The following is a 17,791-nucleotide window of genomic DNA, read 5'->3' as shown; positions in this document are numbered from 1 at the left end:
TATGTATGATATCGTGATAAAAAATGGCACTATCATCGACGGAAGTGGCCGTCCGATGTTTCGTGCCGATATTGCTATCAAGGAAGGAATTATTGCATCGATAGGAGATCTGGCATCAGCACAGGCCGAGCGAATCATTGATGCAGACGGACAGTATGTGGCGCCAGGTTTTGTGGATGTGAACAATCATTCTGATACGTATTGGCAAATTTTCAACGAACCGGGCATGGAGAGTCTCGTCTCTCAGGGCGTGACGACAATCATCGGTGGGAATTCAGGAGCATCGCTTGCGCCACTTTTTTCTCCAGAAAATATCCGTGCGATTCAGAAATGGACCAATGTCGAAAAAATAAATTTCAATTGGTTATCGATGCAGGATTTTCTCAAAGAAACAGAGCGTCGTCGTATCGGGGTCAATTTTGCGACGCTTGTCGGACATGGAACACTGAGACGTGGAGCGATGGATGACAAGACGCGTACCATCACACCCGATGAAATCCACGCAATGGATGCAATGCTCGAAAAAGCCCTAGAAGAAGGTGCTATAGGGCTTTCGACAGGACTTGCTTATACTCACGCCAGAGGTGCTCGTACGAGAGAATTGTCGACACTTGCCAAAACAGCTGTCTCTCATCAGGGAATCTATGCAACGTACGTGCGTGATGAAGGCGCAGATGTCGTCAAAGCGGTTGAAGAAGCTATTCTCGTTGCTCGTGAAGCGGAATCTTCTCTCCATATTTCTCATTTGAAAGTTGTCGGCAAGAAGAATTGGCACTATATGGACGATGTTTTTCATCTTATAGAAACCGCCGCGCTCGATGAAGTGCCGATAAGTTTCGATGTCTATCCGTATACAACAACAGGATCTGTCCTCTACACTCTTCTTCCGGAATGGATTACGGGAGAAGGTCGCAAAATGATGCTTGCTCGTCTCAAAGATGCTGGAGTGCGAAGCACGGTACTTCGTGATATGAAGCAAAACGATACGGATTATTCACAGATTACCATTTCTTCGTCTCACTTAAATAAAATGCTCTCGCGACGAAAAATTTCTGAAATTGCTCTCCTTCAAGGGAAGACGCCCGAAGAAACAGTGCTTGATTTTCTCATAGCGAGCGAAGGACAGGCTATCGTTTCTTTTGAAGCATTGTCCGAGAAGAATGTCTTGAAATCCATCCAACATCCATTTTCTATTATTAGTAGCAATGGCGTTGGATACAGTACCGAGTATGCCAAGTCTGGCAATCTTGTGCACCCACGTAATTTTGGTACTTTCCCTAAAGTGTTTGCAGAATATGTCCGTAATCAGAAAGCCCTCAGCTGGGAAGAGGCAGTGCACAAAATGACCGGGAAACCAGCTAAGCAATTTCAGTTGGAGAAGAGAGGACTCTTGCAGGAAGGGTATTTCGCTGATATAGTCATATTTCAGCCAGACAATATTGCTGATCGTGCCACTATAGAAGAACCATATCAATACTCAACGGGCATTTCTTTTGTGATTATCAATGGACAGTTTGCTCTCGCTAACGATACCTTGATTCCAGATGCTCGATATGGCATGGTTCTTCGAAAGAAAAACAAACACTGGTTTGGATGGTAGAGAATATATAATTCATCGTTGTTTCCTCTGTTATGTACTTGGCGGTCCAACCGCTCAGTAGACATTTCCTAAGAATATGTTGCAAGAATCTTTTTTCAAGAACAAGCGAGTGACGGTGTTTGGTCTTGGTCTCAATATGGGCGGTGTTGGTACGGTAGTGTTTCTTCTCGAGCACGGTGTGCGTGAAGTGATTGTTACCGATATCAAAAAACGAGAAGAGCTTGGCCCTGCCTTAGAAAAACTTGCCAAATACAAGAATATCACCTATATACTCGGACAACATCGTCCGGAAGATTTTTCCCATGTCGATATGGTGATAAAGAACCCGGTCATATCCTGGACGAATGAATATATCAGGCTCGCACAGAAGAACAATATACCAGTCGAAATGGACTCGAGTATTTTTTTTGCGTTGTGTAAGGCGCCAATTATTGGCATTACTGGAAGTAAAGGAAAAACAACGACATCGACACTGATCGCACACATACTCGAAAAAAGTGGAAAAAAAGTGATGAGAATCGGTATTGGACAAGTCGGTGTGCTTTCCTCGCTCAAAAAAATCACTTCAGATACCACAGTAGTGTTTGAACTTTCTTCTTGGAGACTCTCTGCTTTACGATATATGAAGAAAAGTCCTCATATTGCTGTGCTTACCAATATCTATCCTGATCACCTCAATTATTACAAGACGATGGCTGACTATATCGAGGATAAGAAAAACATTTTTCTTTTTCAGAAAAAAAATGATGTGGTGATTGCTAATTTCGACAATGAAGCGGTGCGTGATATGGTACAAGATGCTCCTGGATCAATTGTTTGGTTTTCTGAACGAGATGAAATCGATGGAGATGGAGTCTGGCTCAAAGATGGGATGATATGGATTCGTAAACAAGGTGAATCTCACGAACTCATGCCTATAAAACATCGTACCCTTCGAGGAGAACACAACCAAAGTAATATTCTTTCTGCAGTTTCTACAGTTCTCGCTTCTGGATTATCTGCGAAACAGATTGTGTCAGGTATCGAGAGTTTCCCTGGTGTCGAGCATCGTCTCGAATATGTAGGGGAGAGTCGAGGCGTGCAGTATTTCAATGACACCACCGCGACTATTCCTGAAGCATCTCTCTCCGCTCTCCGTTCGTTCTCCGAACCGATCATCCTTCTCGCTGGAGGAAGTGACAAGAATCTTCAGTTTGATGCATTTGCAGAAGCCATAGCGACACGTGTGAAAGGACTCATTTTGTTCCGAGGGACAGCAACCGACAAACTCATTCTTTCGCTTCGAAAGTATCTCCCAGATACAGAAAAAAACCAGATATTCACAGTAGTAGACAGTATGGATAAAGCAGTAGAAATCGCGTCCCGATCAGCGGAGCCGGGAGATATTGTCCTTCTTTCTCCGGGATCAGCGAGTTTCGGTGTTTTCAAGAATGAATTCGATCGTGGTGAACAATTCAGACGAATAGTCCAATCATTATAGCCCTCATTTTTCCTATAAGCCGTTATCTCTTTTCGAGAGACGGCTTTTTTCTCTTCAAAAAGAAGATTTCTATGGTATACTTTCAATGGATGTTTCTTTTTTGAACACCCATGTTTGAGCGCGAAGAAACAAAAAGAAACACTATGCGAAGAGTGTCTTTTGTAGAAGAAAAAAGAAAACCATATCAAACCCTCATTCAGAGAAAGAAAGGGTGTTTTGATAGTGTTGCACCGCAGAGAATGCAGAGAAAAAGAAGCACTTTCTTCAGACGTCATTTTTCGGAATGGAAGAAAAATTTCTTCGTAGTACTCCTAGAAACAATAAAAAAAACAACTGGTTTTTTTGTCGCTCTCCTCTCCAAGAAAAAGAAGAGAGTACTTTCTGATGTCATATCGCATAAGAAACAGAGGAGATTTGGAAGCTTGTTTCCATCTTTTGGAAGCCTTGCTTCCAAATCAATTAAAGAAGTAGGACAAGTATTGATGGGCAGCTGGAAAGCACAGGTATCGGCCTTGCTCGTCATTGTGATCGTCAGTGGTACCTATCTCTTGCCACTCGGTTCACAGGGAGCGACATATACATTTACCCAGAATAGCTGGAGTGGTGGAGTGACGGTGAATACTGCCGTGCATCCTGGCAATCAGACGAACTGGAATGAGTATACGAGTCAGAGTGGACTGACGGTTGGGACTGATGTGAAACTCCCTGCTACCGGTTATACTTTCACCGATGATGGGACGACGATACCACAAGGACTGGCAACAGGTGGGGGATTTGGGAATGGAACGAATAATATAACACAGGTGACGGGAAGCGGCAGTGGAGCGAGAGTAGAATTTGTAAAGAGTGGATTGCTTACAGCACTCAGTCCCGCAACGAGACCTACAGGAACACAGCCTCGTGATATCACAATTTCTTCTGATGGAACATCAGTCTATGTGGCTAATTATGGTAGTAATACATTATCTCAATACAGCAGAAATACCAGCACTGGCCTCCTCACTCCGCTTACCCCCGCAACAATATCGGCAGGAGCAAATCCTATCGGTATTACGATTTCTCCCGATGGAATATCAGTTTATGTAACTAATTCTGGTAACACTACCGTATCTCAATACAGCAGAAATACCAGCACTGGCCTCCTCACTCCGCTTACCCCCGCAACAATATCGGCAGAAACGAGTCCTCGTGGTATCACAATTTCTTCTGATGGAACATCAGTCTATGTGGCTAATTATGGTAGTAATACATTATCTCAATACAGTAGAAATACCAGCACTGGCCTCCTCACTCCGCTTACCCCCGCAACGATATCTACAGGAATCCAACCGAATAATGTTATAATTTCTTCCGATGGGATGTCAGTTTATGTAAATAATTATAATGAAGTATCTCAATACAGCAGAAATACCAGCACTGGCCTCCTTACTCAACTTACCCCTGCAACGATATCCACAATGAATGGTTCCTATAGTATTACAATTTCTCCTGATGGAACATCGGTCTATGTAACTAATTATGATTATCAACGCATTTTTCAATATAACAGAAATATAGGTACTGGTTTGCTTACATATGTAGATACTATAAATACATCTAATAGTCCGTATGGTATTGTTATCTCTTCGTCTGGAGCATCGGCTTACACTGCCAATTTATCAAGCTCAAATGTATCTCAATACAACAGAAATACCAGTACTGGAATTCTTACTCCACTTACCCCCGAAACAATATCGGCAGGAGCAAGTCCTATCGGTATAACGATTTCTCCTGATGGAACATCGGTCTACGTGACTAATTATGGTAATGTTACTGTATCTCAATATAATCGTTTTCCCGAAGTAGCTTCTGGTACTTTCACTTCTGCCGTTATTAACCTCGGAGCGTCTGCCTCCTTTTCCACTTTTGGTTATGCTACGACACTCAACGGACAAACCATAACGATGGACGTCCGGGCGGGTAATACTGCGACGCCAGATGGTTCGTGGACTTCCTGGACAACTGGTGTCGCGAATGGTGGAGACATCTCATCATTATCAGGCAATCAATACATGCAGTATCGTGCGAATTTTTCGACAACTGATCCGTCTGTTTCACCCACTCTTGACTCTGTTACCATCGACTACTCCCAGTACACATCAGGAGAGATTCTTTCTTCTCCGTACGACTCTTCCTCGAATGCCAATCTTCTCTCCAAAATGAGTTGGACAGCGACAAATACGAGTGCCAGTGATACTGTGAAACTTCAAGTGCGTTCTGCGTCTACTCTCGGAGGTCTCACATCTGCTTCCTGGTGTGGATACACTGATTGTTCAGGATCTACATATTTCACCGAGAGTGACAATGGGGTGACACTCTCTCCGACGCATCCACTCATGACAGGATCGGATGATCAATATTTCCAATACCGAGTGACTCTTACCTCAGGCGGTGCTATCACCCCGATCCTCACAAGTGTGACATCACAATATGTGGTGAATGCTGCTCCAGAATTTGACACTGCTTACAATACTAATGGTCTCGCAGTCTCACAGATTTCTGATAATCTCGATTCTGACTGGGGAAAAATCCGTATCATCTATCGAGTGAAAGATTTCGATACTACCGATGGAACGAACACTCCTGGATACATCACTCCTTCCTTTGCCTATGACAATGGGTCTGGTTTCGTTACCATCAATAGTGCCAATCTTTCTATCAATGCCACAGCTAACAAGAGTGTCGATATTGCAAACTACACACAGTACGAAGCTATCTGGGACGCGAAGACTGATATTACCAATACCTATAGCACGACTCTTTCAGTGAAAGTGACCGTGAATGACAATGAAGCTGCCAACAATACTGCCACAGCGACTGATACCATCACATTTGATTCCAAGGCGCCAACGCTCGGATCCTATCCTGTTTTGGTTGATGCATCGCTCACTCCAGCGAGTGTCACTCTCTCTGCGACTGATGATTCCACGATTGAAATGAAAGTTGGATTGAATTCTGATCTCTCTGGATCCACCTACGAAGCCTATAATGGAACGAAGCTCCTCACACTCGCTACCAATCCAGACATCGTCTATGTTCAGTATCGAGATGTCTACAACAATGAAACAATCATTTCCTCTGTCACTTCGACAGAAACTCCGACTCTTATGATTATTCAAGATGTGTCGAATGCTCTGAATAATGATTGGAAACTCTTCATCTCTTGGAGAACGGTTGCCGAACCTTTTTATGGATTCGCCAATTACAAACTTTATGCGTCAGGAGACAATGTCAATTTTTCTCTCGTCGCTACTATCAATTCCAGAAGTACTAATTACTATATTGATGAGACTGTCACTTTTGACACGATTCGTTACTACAAGGTCAAGATGACAGACAACGTCGGAAACGTTTCTTGGATGTCGTCGACTCTTCAAGGAAAGCCAAATGGTACTCAAGATTCTGGAGAAGGAGGAGGGGGATCAGAGACCACTCCGCCTGCTATTTCCAATGTTATTCATTCTGCAGTTTCGACAACTCAAGTCACTATCACTTGGGATACCAACGAACTCTCTACTTCGACGGTCGGTTTTTCCGTTAACAGTGGATTTTTCACTGATGAAATCGGCGTGTTCAACTATGCGGATAACACTGGAGGAAGTGGTATCCATAGCGTCGTACTTACCGGTCTCACTCCTGCTACAACGTATTTCTATCAGGTCAAATCTTCTGATCCAGCAGGCAACGAAGGTACTGATAATAACGGGGGAACAGGATATACGTTCACTACCAATCCAGGTCCAGCTATTTCCAATGTTGCTCTCTCGAGCGCCGCGAATACTCAGGCAACAATAGGTTGGAACACGGATATTCCTGCCTCTACTTATATTTCTTACTCAACAGAAAAATCAGAAACTGCTCTCGTCGCTCCTACCGAAGTCGGTACCACTCCACTCACGACGAGTCATATTCAGACAATATCAGGATTGCAACCTGGTACGGTTTACTATTTCTTTGTGAAATCAGAAGATACGGATAGTAATATGGCTCTCGATACCAATGGAGGCGTTTTCTATCAATTCACTACTACCACGGACAATACAAGTCCTGTCATTTCCACTCTCGGAGCTTCTGTCATCACGTATGATCGAGTAGCTATCACTTGGCTCACCGATGAACAAAGTACGAGTCAGATACGATATGCTACTACTGGAGGAGGACCGTATACCAGTACTACAGAAACTGTCACTTATGGACAGGATCATTTTGTTATCCTTCCCTCTCTCGTCGCTGACACTACTTATTATTTCAAAGCCTACTCTGCTGATCTTTCTGGAAATACGACACTTTCCTCACAAAACTCTTTCAAGACACTTCCGGATCCGAGTTTCCAGCACGATCCACTGACGAGTATCACAGGGATGAATACGGTACTTATCACTGATACGAATGCCGTCATCTCACTTGTTACAGACCAGCCTGCTCTCTGTACGATCGAGTACGGCACTGCCCCGAGCAATTATGCAGCCACTCCAGTCACTGAGACTCTCGAAAACAAGCGCCACTCTATCACGCTTCCATCACTTCTCTTTTCGACGATTTATTATTACCAGGCAACCTGTATCGATAATCTCGACACAGTGGTTGTTTCTGATGAAGCGAGTTTCACGACCAAACCGATACAGGTAGACAGCGGAAGCGAAGGGGGTGATCTGATATCCCCGACAATCTCGAGTGTGAATGTGTCAGATGTGACAGGAGAGAATGCAACGGTGACATGGAGTACGGATGAGGTCAGTAATGGGTACGTGAGGTACGGCATCACGACGGATTATGGAGATATGTCCGGAGAAGATGTGATCAATTCAGCTATCGAGACGTACGCTGTCGAACATACGATTTTTCTCAAGAATCTCATCCCGAGTACCAAATATTATTTTGTCGTCCTTTCTTCCGATGCGAGAGGCAATCTCACTACTTCCTCCGAATCCTCTTTCACTACTACTTCTCCTTCGACCATTTCTTCTATCAATATCGTTTCGAACAAAATCGGCGAAGCAGTTCTCGCTTGGAAAACGAGTACACTTATGTCTTCTATTGTGGAATACGGTCTCTCAGAAACGTACGGAGACAAACAAGAAAGTAATACCCAAACGAAGACGCACACAATGACTGTCAACAAGCTCGAGAGCAATCAACTTTATCATTTTCGTGTCAAAGGTAAGGATAAATTAAACAACCTTTTCGCTTCTTCTGATTACACATTCTCGCCCCGTTCTCTTCCGGGAATTAGTAATGTCACGACCAAAGTACTTTCTGATACGGAAGTCGAAGTGAGTTTCAATACGAGCGTTCCGACCGATGCATCCGTCTCCTATACGAATACCAAGGAGAGTTCTGATACCGGGTCTCAGGGTAAGCCTGATCTTTCCCTCTCGCACACTGTCGTCCTCAAGGGACTGAAACCAGGGTCGGTGTACAATGCCAAGATCGTTGCGACAGATGAAGCAGGGAACAAGGTGACTCAGGATGCCAAAAACTTCACAACGAGTCAAGATACCACTGCTCCAGAAATTGACCAACTCAAAACTGATATGGCTCTCGCTCAAGATGGCAAAGTCCAGGCTATTGTTTCGTGGTACACTGATGAACCAGCCACCACTTCCATTGCTTACAAAGAAGGATCGAATGGAGAAGAAAAGACGATTGATATGCCGACCGATCCATCGACTTCACACGTGATAGTGCTCACATCATTCAAGATTGGTTCTGTCTATTTTCTCAAGGCCAAGTCTATCGATAAAGCAGGTAATGAAAGCATCTCAAGAGAAAAAATGATTATTACTCCACAACAAACTGAAAATGTTGTACAGATGATTATCGGGAACTTCAATGATATGTTTGGATGGGCGAAGTTTTAAGGACTACAGTCTCTCTTGAAATGAAGCTTTCTCTTTTCAACAACCAAAAGCCAATTTTTCATCATCGTTCCACCTCTCACAAGAGCTCTCAGTAAAACGAAAAAAGAAGCCTCCAATCAACACACTCTTAGCTTCTTTTTTCGATCTGAGAGCTCTTGCTCAGTCAGAGTGGAAAGGATGATGAAAAATTCTTTTGTTCGTTGAAAAAAAACATTCATTCTGTCTGAATGTCGCGCTTTAGAATGGAATTGAATGCGCAGGGTTGACACATTTTCGTAAAAGATATAATATACCCCTGTAGGGTATATTTTTCTGAAACAATCATTATGACGATTCCGAAGAAAACATCGCCGGTGCTCTCGCGTATTGCGCGCATCGAAGGACAATTGAAAGGCGTACGTCGTATGGTGGAAGAAGAAAAAGATTGTCTCGCTGTCATCACGCAGATCACCGCTATTCGCGAAGCGGTGGCGATGCTCGGAGTAGAGCTTCTCAAGGATGATATATCTTGCAAATGGGATGGCAAGAAAAAAATCAGCGAAGCATATCTGAAATCCCTTTTCAAAATGCAGTAGTTCTTTTGTTTATCTAAACCAATAGAGGAGAAATTTATGAATAAGTACCTTTTCAATGTATCTGGTCACGCACTCGTCTTGGGTGGCAGTGGTGGTATCGGATCTGAGATTGCTCGTGCACTTGTAGTACATGGTGTGAAGAAGCTCACGCTGACCTACAGCGGTAATCGTTCTAAAGCAGAAGCGGTCGCCGAAGAACTCAAAACGCTTGGTGCGGACATCTTTCTTGCACAGGTCTCGGACCGTACCGATGAGACAAAATCATCATTTGAGCAAATGCTCGAAGAATCTGTGACGACACTTGGAGAAGAAATTACACTGTTAGTCGACAGTATTGGTATTTCACCGAACACTGATTTGACAGAACAAACACTCAAGACACGTATTGATGCCGATAGAAAAAAAATCCCTGGTTGGAACGATGTCTATGCGGTGAATGTGATGGGATCATTTATTTCCACTCGTGCCGTCCTCGAGCGTATGAAAGCCAAAGAAGTAAAAGGCGCTGTTGTTCTCATTACTTCGACGAACGGTATCAATTCGTGGGCAGAGTATTCGATGCATTACGATTCGTCCAAGGCGGCAATGGCGATGCAGATACTCGGGTTTGCCTCTCATTATGCCAAGTATGGCATCCGCGTGAACGGTGTTGCTCCAGGGTGGATCAATACGGGTATGAATGATACCTTGCCAGACGGTGAGTATGAAAGTGAATGTGCCAAGATTTGGCTCGGACATTTCGCAGAGCCGAGTGAAGTGGCGACGGTTGTTGTATTTCTCCTTGGATCTGGAGCATCGTATATCACGGGCCAGAATATTCTGGTGGATGGTGGTTATCGAGGCTGATGTAAAAGAGGGTTTTGTGTTTGAAAAAATACAAGACCCTTTCTTTTTTCAAAAATAATTTCAATAAGAAAAAAAATATGTACGATGTGATCATCATCGGTGGAGGTCCGGGTGGAGTGGCTGCAGGAGTATATTCTGCTCGCAAACAAATGAAGACGCTTTTTGTGACAGAAAATTTCCTCAGTCAGTCGACGGTCTCTGCAAGTATCGAAAATTGGATTGGTACGGTGACTATCCCTGGATTTGAATTCGCTCAGTCACTCGAGAGACATCTCCGTGCACAAGAGGGGATCGAGATTTTGACAGGAGTGAAAGCAACTGCTGTGACAGAACAGGATGGACGCTATACTATTGTACTCTCTGATGGGACACAACATGAGACCAAAGCAGTGATCGTGGCTACCGGCGGACGACATCGTCATCTCGATATTCCTGGAGAAGAAACATTCAATGGCAAGGGTGTCGTGTATTGTTCGACCTGTGATGCACCATTCTTCCGTAATAAAAATGTGGTGGTGGTTGGAGGAGGTAATGCTGGACTCGAAGCAGTAGAAGATCTCTTGCCATATGCTTCATCCATCACCCTCATGATTCGTTCGGATGTTCTTCGTGGAGATGCCGTGACCCAAGACAGAATTCTCACGAATGAAAAAGTACATACTCTCTATAACGCTGTACCACAAGTGATACTCGGAGAAACGGCCGTCACAGGCGTCCTCTACAAAGATGCTCTCACTGGCGAAGAAAAAACACTGTCAACTGATGGTGTCTTCGTGGAAATCGGAATGGTACCGAATACAGAATTTATCAAAGATCTTATCACTCTCAATGAACGAGGAGAAATCGTCCTCGATCATCGAACCAAAGCGACATCGAAAGTAGGAATCTTTGCAGTTGGGGATGCTACTGATGCTCCCTACAAACAAAATAACATTTCTGCTGGTGACGGTGTCGTCGCAGCTCTTGCTGTGTATGAATATATCAAGAAGCAGAGGTAATATTCCAGATTGTTTATCTAATGGTTTACTTAGCGGTTCAACCGCTAAGTAAACCAAAAAAAACCTTTGACAAAAGGGGAAAAGCGTGCTATACTAGTAAGGTAGTGAATTAAGACGGGTGTTTCCTTCGGGAAGTGCCCGTTTTCTTTTTTTGGGAGAGAAAATCATTCAAAAGATGATTCTTCTCTAAAAAAAGGAAAAATGCTCTTTAAAAATCAAAATCAAAACAAAAAGAAAAACAAACAATGTTTTCTTGTATTTACATAAGGCAAATTCCTTTGCCTTCGCTTCTCAGTAAAGAAGCATAAGAGACCATACCGATACCTCGTATTGATATGGTCTTTATTGATTCTTAGGCTCTTTTGGGCTATACTCATGTGGTATGTACTCTGTAAGTGTATAAGAACCAGAACGTAGCACAGAGAGATATTTATTTTTTATTGAACGGAGTTTATGGAACTTTTTGAAATTGAGGGAGGGAAAAAAATGCGTGGAGAAATCACTGTGAGCGGATCCAAGAATGCAACGACACCAATACTTGCAGCAACACTCTTGACCGAGGAAACCTGCGTCATCTCAAATCTTCCGCTGATCGAAGATGTCTTTCGAATGATCGAGATTCTCGAGAGTATGGGTGCTCTGATAGAGTGGCGAGGAAAGCGCACGGTGGCGATCACTACTCGAGATATCGATCCATCAAAAATAGATATCGAAGCCGTGAAGAAAATCCGTTCATCGATTCTCCTTCTTGGATCACTGTCAGCACGTTTTGCAAAATTTACTTTCCATCATCCTGGCGGCTGTGTTATCGGAGCTCGACCAGTAGGGACACATTTTGACGCTCTACAGAAAATGGGTATTGATATCAAAAGCGATGGAAAAGTGTATCGTGTCGATGCAAGCAAACGACATTCGGCTGAAATCATCCTCAAAGAATTTTCCGTGACTGCAACTGAAAATGCGATGATGCTCGCTGCGAGTATGCCAGGGAAAACGATTATCAAGATTGCTGCAACCGAACCGCATGTAGAAGACTTGGGAAAATTCCTGATTGCTCTCGGAGCAAAGATCAAAGGTCTTGGTACACATACACTTGAGATTATTGGGTCAGGTACGCTTCGTGGTGCAAAGCATACGATTATTCCTGATCACAATGAAGCGGGAACCTTCCTTATTCTCGGTGTCGCTACCGGAAGTCCGATCACTGTCAAAAATGCCCGGGAAGAACATCTTGATATTGTTTTAGAAAAATTACGAGAATTTGGTGCTGATTTTGTGATAGAAAAAAATACTATCACTGTTGTTCCTGCGAAGAAATTGAAAGCGATTGTCAAACTCGATACGAGAACGTACCCAGGTATCCCGACTGATGTCCAGGCTCCATTTGGAGTGCTTGCTTCGCAAGCAGTCGGAGACACGCTTCTTTTCGATACTATTTTTGAAGGAAGATTTAATTATGTATCAGAACTTATCAAGATGGGGGCTCGGGCAACTGTCCTCAATCCTCATCAGGTAATCGTCAATGGCAAGACACCTCTTCGAGGAACACTTATCAAGAGTTTCGATTTGCGGGCAGGTGCAGCGCTTATCATCGCAGCGCTCTGTGCGTCAGGCAAGACCGTGATCGAAGATATTTACCAAGTCGATCGCGGATATGAACGAATAGAGGAACGCTTGCAAAAGATAGGAGCACGGATCAAAAGAGTGACAGTGGAAAATTGTGTGATCTAGAGAAGAAAGAGATAAAATATATATTGAAGAAATATGAAAGGAATGTTTTTACGAAAAATAGGCATTGATCTCGGGACGAAAAATACACTCGTGTTCGTTCCTGGGAAAGGTGTGGTAGTGAACGAGCCTTCCGTGGTAGCTATTTCACTTCTCGAAAACAAGGTGATCGCTGTCGGTAATGAAGCGAGAGAAATGTTGGGACGTACCCCAGACACCATCGTCGCGAGCCAACCACTCAAAGATGGTGCTATCGCTGATTATCGTGTGACAGAAGCGATGCTCCGATATTTTCTCAATCGAGTCAGTGGACGTGTCCGATTTTTTCGACCTGAAGTAGTACTTTCTATTCCTGCGGGAGTGACATCGACCGAGCGTCGTGCTGTGATCGATGCTGCCCTCAAGGCGGGTGCCAAATCCGCGTATGTCGTGAAAGAGCCGATACTTGCAGCGATAGGAGCAGGAATCCCAATTCATGCGGCGCAGGGGAATATGATTATCAATATTGGAGGAGGCACATCAGAAATTGCTGTGATTTCACTTGGAGGTATCGTCTCTGCTCATAGTGCTCGCGTCGGAGGCAATCGTATCGATCAGGCTATATCGGATTACATCAAGCGCAAATACAGCCTCTCTATAGGTGATCGGACAGCAGAAGAAATAAAAATGAAAATCGGCTCTGCTATTGCTCAGGTAAAAGAAGAGCATATGGATATTCATGGACGAGACTTGATGGGAGGATTGCCAAAAACGATCGTCGTTTCTTCAAATGAAGTGACAGAAGCTATCCAAGACGAGCTTCGTGAAATCATCAACGTCATCAAGCAAGTGCTTCAGGAAACGCCACCAGAATTGTCGGCTGATATCATGGACAAGGGGATGGTGCTTTCTGGAGGAACAGCTCAGCTCAAATATCTCGATCAATTGATTTCAAGGACGATCAATGTCCCATGTTATGTAGCGGAAGATCCTGCATTTTGCGTTGTGAAGGGAACTGGCATTGTGCTCGAAAACCTCGAACTCTATAAGCGGAGTATTATGTTGGCGAAGTAGTGTTAGTCATAAAGAAGTGTGATATCAGGAATATTTCCTTTTTTCATTCTTCGTATTTATCGGTCACATTTGTGATAAGTGAGTCGGTAACATCCGCCAGCTGGCGGAGAGCGTGACGGATGGTCTCGACAGGACAGCTCCCTGTTCGACAGAACGAGTCAGAAATGTTCGAGAAATACGAAGAATGAAAAAAGAAAATATTTCTGATAAGAATTTCTACCCACTGAAACTTTATGATCATAGGTATTGATGCATCGAGAGCCTTCCTCAAGAGACGGACAGGAATTGAGGAATATGCATATCAAACAATCAAACATCTGCGTACATGTATCAGCCCGACAGATACGGTAATTCTTTATGTCCGACGGAAAATCTCCTGGGAAAAAGGAAGAATACGTTTCGTCGTTCCAGAGATTGACTTTTCTTTGCCAAACAATTGGCACGTGAGAGGTGTCTGGGCACCGCGTTTCTGGACACAAATAGCACTTTCTCTCGAAATGCTCTTTCACACTCCTGATGTTCTTTTCGTACCAGCACACACTGTGCCCTTGATCCATCCTGCCCACAATGCTACGTTTTTGTATAGTAGTGTAGCTCTATTTGTGAGGAAAATTTTTCACAAAGCTTCTTCTTGTACATTCGAGCATAGCGTTGCAGGCGGGCCCAAGAAAACAATCGTGACGATTCACGGTCTTGAATATGAGTTTTGCAAAGAGAGTTATGCATTTCTGGATCGTCTCTACATGCGGTTGTCTATTCGTTTTTCGTGTCGCGTTGCTAGTACGGTGATTTGTGTTTCAGAAAATACCAAACGTGATGTAATGAAACTCTATAGCGTCCCAGAGAAAAAAATACAGGTGATTTATGAGGGATACGAACAGCAGTCAACAGAGAACAGTCAACAAAGAACAAAAAAACAGACATCGCCATATCTTTTGTTCATAGGGAGATTGGAAGAAAGGAAAAATATCGTGAGAATGATTGAGGCATTTGAAATATTGAAAAAGAAATATGTGATTCCTCATATACTTGTACTTGCAGGGAAGCCTGGATACGGCTATGATCAAATTCGCTATAAGCTACAAGCTACAAGCCACAAGCTTGATATCAAAGAATTAGGGTATATTTCAGAAGAAGAAAAATGGGCATTGTTCAAAAATGCCGATGTGTTTCTTTTTCCATCTCTCTACGAGGGGTTTGGTATCCCAGTACTCGAAGCACAGTCTGTCGGCGTACCTGTGGTGACATCGGATATTGCTTCTCTTCCCGAAGTGGGCGGAGCAGGGGCGATATATATCGATCCTCTGAATGCAGAATCTCTCGCAGAGGGCATATATCGTGTAATTTCGGACAAACAGCAAAGAGATGATATAATAGCAAAAGCGACTGAGAATGTACGTCGTTTCAGTTGGCAGAAATGCGCAGATGATATACATGTATTATTTTCCTGATATGCAAGAACAAAATGTAGACAAATCATCAGAAAGAACAAAGAAAAAAGTAGCTTTGGTGCATGATTTCTTGGTGTCATACGGAGGAGCGGAACGGGTTTTCGAATCAATGGCAGAGCTTTTCCCAGAAGCGCCGATTTATACACTGTTGTATGATCAGAAACAGATAGGAGAGCACTTTGTGAAACGAGATATTCGTGTGTCATGGTTGTCTCGGTTGCCGAATTTTCTGAAGAAACGCTATCGATTTTTTCTGCCATTTTTTCCGGTTGCTGTGGAATCATTTGATTTGCGTGATTTTGATATCGTCATTTCTTCTTCTGGTGCGTGGAGCAAGGGAATTATCACACGTCTTCATACAAAGCACATTGCCTATATTCATTCCCCAATGCGGTATGCGTGGGATTATCATGAGCAGTATCTCGGAGAACTTGGTGCACAAGGGAAAAGGAATATTTTTTTACGAATGGTGATGAGTTATCTCCGTATATGGGATAGACAATCAGCTGATCGCCCAGATTTTCTCCTCGTCAATTCGCGATTCACGCAAGAACGAGTGAGAAAATATTATCGAAGAGAAAGCACGCTCTTGTATCCAGGAGCTCTCGATTTGTCTGAAAAAGCAAGTACTACAGAGGGTGTCCTTACAGCTCCATCCAAACGATCCTTTTTTCTTGTTGTTTCTCGACTGACTCGATCCAAAAAAATTGATAGAGTGGTTGAAGCATTCAATAAACTCGATCTGCCTCTCGTCATTGTTGGTTGTGGACCAGAACAACATGCACTCGAAGAAAGAGCAGAGAAGAATATTTCTTTTCGAGGGTTTGTTAGAGACGATGAGCTTGTCGAACTGTATCGTAGTGCCCGAGCGATCATTCTTCCGTCAGAAGAAGATTTTGGTATGGTGGCCGTCGAAGCACTTTCATTTGGTACGCCAGTGATCGCGTATGAATATGGTGGTATCAAAGAAATCATACAAGAAAGAAAAACAGGGGAATTGTTTCATGCACAAACACCAGAAATCATCGCAGAAGGAGTGAGGAGGTTTCTTGAACACGAAGGTCAGTATGATGAATCTTTGATGCGACAATCAGTAGCACATTTCACAAAACAACATTTTCAGAATGAATTGCAAACAGTGATTGAAAAATATATTTGATACACTTCTCGTTTTTAAACAATTTTGAAATTTTTAAAACTAAATCATTCTTTGAAAATTGAAAATTAGAAATTGAAAATTCCTTGCCTATGCATATTATTGGTCACCACAAAGAAAGAAAACGACTTGAGAGACTCGTCCGAGAAGACTCTATCTCTCAGGGATATCTTTTTGTCGGACCAGAATCTGTCGGAAAAAGTTTCTGTGCACTCGCATTTGCATCAGAGCTTGTTTCTGAGCCTGACTTTGTGCCTACCACAGATAAACCATATCCTTTTGATGTGCGAGTGATTACTCCACAAGAAGAGACGAAACGTAGCGTGACTAAACAAAAAAATATTGGTGTAGACGAGATACGAGAAGCATTGTTGTTTTTGGGACAATTTCCGATTCATGGAAAGTATCGCGTGATTATTATAGAAGATGCTCATAAACTCTCATCATCAGCTCAGAACGTTCTTCTAAAAACGCTTGAAGAACCGAACCCGAGTGCTGTTATTATTCTGGTGACACATCAGATAGGAAATATCATACCAACTATTCTTTCTCGTATTGAGCGTGTACGATTCAGCTATGTTTCACCAGAAGATATGCAGTCTGGCCTTGCTTCAGTAGTGGAGAGAAACAAGGAAACAGTGATTGCACCATTTTTCTTCACTCTCGGTCGCCCAGGGATGATCTTGCGTTTACTTTCTCATCCTGAGAAATTTGTAGGAGAACAAGAGAAATTGAGTCGACTCTTTCGTTTGACCTCACTCTCGCTTGGTGAGCGACTCGTGCTTGCGGAAGAGTTGGCAAAAAATGTCCCTGAGACCATACATCTTCTCGAATGGTGGTTGCCAGGACTGTATAGGCAGGCATTGAAGGGTGAAAATATTCCTCAGACGAAACGATTTTTTTTGCTACTGGAAACAGTAGAACAAGCTCTTTCTCTCTTGAGAAATACGCAAAGTAATGCCCGATTACTTCTCGAAAAACTCTTTCTTTCATTGTAATATCTT

At 43.2% G+C, this 17,791-nt stretch carries 12 protein-coding genes; 11 read left to right on the top strand and 1 reads right to left on the bottom strand.

Features of this window, described 5'->3' with window-relative positions; genetic code table 11:
- Position 1: 1 nt before the first annotated feature.
- The 8 genes from PHH40_03060 (at position 2) to PHH40_03025 (ending at position 14,180) form a co-directional block, all read left to right on the top strand.
- Positions 2 to 1,600, top strand: coding sequence for a D-aminoacylase (locus tag PHH40_03060; GenBank protein ID MDD2766715.1), 1,599 nt, complete (start codon positions 2 to 4; stop codon positions 1,598 to 1,600).
- A gap of 76 nt (positions 1,601 to 1,676) precedes the next feature.
- Entirely contained in the window at positions 1,677 to 3,080 is a 1,404-nt protein-coding gene (murD, locus tag PHH40_03055; GenBank protein ID MDD2766714.1) for a UDP-N-acetylmuramoyl-L-alanine--D-glutamate ligase, read from the top strand.
- A gap of 143 nt (positions 3,081 to 3,223) precedes the next feature.
- Positions 3,224 to 8,980 carry a beta-propeller fold lactonase family protein gene (locus PHH40_03050; GenBank protein ID MDD2766713.1) on the top strand — a complete coding sequence of 1,919 codons (5,757 nt, stop codon included), beginning with the start codon at positions 3,224 to 3,226 and terminating at the stop codon, positions 8,978 to 8,980.
- A gap of 326 nt (positions 8,981 to 9,306) precedes the next feature.
- On the top strand, positions 9,307 to 9,555 hold the full coding sequence (locus PHH40_03045; GenBank protein MDD2766712.1) for a metal-sensitive transcriptional regulator: 249 nt from the start codon (positions 9,307 to 9,309) through the stop codon (positions 9,553 to 9,555).
- A 36-nt stretch (positions 9,556 to 9,591) separates the two neighbouring features.
- On the top strand, positions 9,592 to 10,401 hold the full coding sequence (locus PHH40_03040) for an SDR family oxidoreductase (protein ID MDD2766711.1): 810 nt from the start codon (positions 9,592 to 9,594) through the stop codon (positions 10,399 to 10,401).
- 77 nt (positions 10,402 to 10,478) lie between these two features.
- Complete coding sequence (locus tag PHH40_03035) at positions 10,479 to 11,399, top strand: FAD-dependent oxidoreductase (GenBank protein MDD2766710.1); 921 nt, start codon at positions 10,479 to 10,481, stop codon at positions 11,397 to 11,399.
- Positions 11,400 to 11,852: 453 nt separating this feature from the next.
- A complete protein-coding gene (murA, locus tag PHH40_03030; protein MDD2766709.1) occupies positions 11,853 to 13,130 on the top strand; it encodes a UDP-N-acetylglucosamine 1-carboxyvinyltransferase in 1,278 nt (425 codons plus the stop codon).
- 33 nt (positions 13,131 to 13,163) lie between these two features.
- Positions 13,164 to 14,180, top strand: a complete 1,017-nt coding sequence (locus PHH40_03025; protein ID MDD2766708.1) for a rod shape-determining protein — start codon at positions 13,164 to 13,166, stop codon at positions 14,178 to 14,180.
- Positions 14,181 to 14,223: 43 nt separating this feature from the next.
- Here PHH40_03025 and PHH40_03020 read toward each other — a convergent pair whose 3' ends face one another.
- Positions 14,224 to 14,421: a hypothetical protein gene (locus PHH40_03020; protein MDD2766707.1), complete on the bottom strand. Its 198-nt coding sequence runs from the start codon at positions 14,419 to 14,421 to the stop codon at positions 14,224 to 14,226.
- On the opposite strand from PHH40_03020, the gene PHH40_03015 reads away from it, so the two are divergent.
- The 3 genes from PHH40_03015 (at position 14,414) to PHH40_03005 (ending at position 17,785) form a co-directional block, all read left to right on the top strand.
- On the top strand, positions 14,414 to 15,631 hold the full coding sequence (locus tag PHH40_03015; GenBank protein MDD2766706.1) for a glycosyltransferase family 1 protein: 1,218 nt from the start codon (positions 14,414 to 14,416) through the stop codon (positions 15,629 to 15,631). The genes PHH40_03020 and PHH40_03015 overlap by 8 nt on opposite strands.
- Position 15,632: 1 nt before the next feature.
- Positions 15,633 to 16,790 (top strand): glycosyltransferase, encoded by a 1,158-nt coding sequence (locus PHH40_03010; GenBank protein ID MDD2766705.1) that lies wholly within the window; start codon positions 15,633 to 15,635, stop codon positions 16,788 to 16,790.
- An 89-nt stretch (positions 16,791 to 16,879) separates the two neighbouring features.
- Positions 16,880 to 17,785, top strand: a complete 906-nt coding sequence (locus PHH40_03005; GenBank protein MDD2766704.1) for an AAA family ATPase — start codon at positions 16,880 to 16,882, stop codon at positions 17,783 to 17,785.
- Positions 17,786 to 17,791: the final 6 nt, after the last annotated feature.

The sequence above is a fragment of the Candidatus Moraniibacteriota bacterium genome, assembly GCA_028688415.1.
Taxonomy (GTDB): domain Bacteria; phylum Patescibacteriota; class Minisyncoccia; order Moranbacterales; family UBA1568; genus UBA1568.
This window is presented reverse-complemented; position numbering and strand designations above follow the sequence as displayed.

Excerpts from the sequence above, each read along its gene's own strand:
- PHH40_03010 (MDD2766705.1), top strand. The coding sequence starts at position 15,633 with ATGCAAGAACAAAATGTAGACAAATCATCAGAAAGAACAAAGAAAAAA.
- PHH40_03025 (MDD2766708.1), top strand. The coding sequence starts at position 13,164 with ATGAAAGGAATGTTTTTACGAAAAATAGGCATTGATCTCGGGACGAAA.
- PHH40_03005 (MDD2766704.1), top strand. The coding sequence starts at position 16,880 with ATGCATATTATTGGTCACCACAAAGAAAGAAAACGACTTGAGAGACTC.
- PHH40_03035 (MDD2766710.1), top strand. The coding sequence starts at position 10,479 with ATGTACGATGTGATCATCATCGGTGGAGGTCCGGGTGGAGTGGCTGCA.
- murD (MDD2766714.1), top strand. The coding sequence starts at position 1,677 with ATGTTGCAAGAATCTTTTTTCAAGAACAAGCGAGTGACGGTGTTTGGT.
- PHH40_03040 (MDD2766711.1), top strand. The coding sequence starts at position 9,592 with ATGAATAAGTACCTTTTCAATGTATCTGGTCACGCACTCGTCTTGGGT.
- PHH40_03045 (MDD2766712.1), top strand. The coding sequence starts at position 9,307 with ATGACGATTCCGAAGAAAACATCGCCGGTGCTCTCGCGTATTGCGCGC.
- PHH40_03015 (MDD2766706.1), top strand. The coding sequence starts at position 14,414 with ATGATCATAGGTATTGATGCATCGAGAGCCTTCCTCAAGAGACGGACA.
- PHH40_03020 (MDD2766707.1), bottom strand. The coding sequence starts at position 14,421 with ATGATCATAAAGTTTCAGTGGGTAGAAATTCTTATCAGAAATATTTTC.
- murA (MDD2766709.1), top strand. The coding sequence starts at position 11,853 with ATGGAACTTTTTGAAATTGAGGGAGGGAAAAAAATGCGTGGAGAAATC.
- PHH40_03060 (MDD2766715.1), top strand. The coding sequence starts at position 2 with ATGTATGATATCGTGATAAAAAATGGCACTATCATCGACGGAAGTGGC.
- PHH40_03050 (MDD2766713.1), top strand. The coding sequence starts at position 3,224 with ATGCGAAGAGTGTCTTTTGTAGAAGAAAAAAGAAAACCATATCAAACC.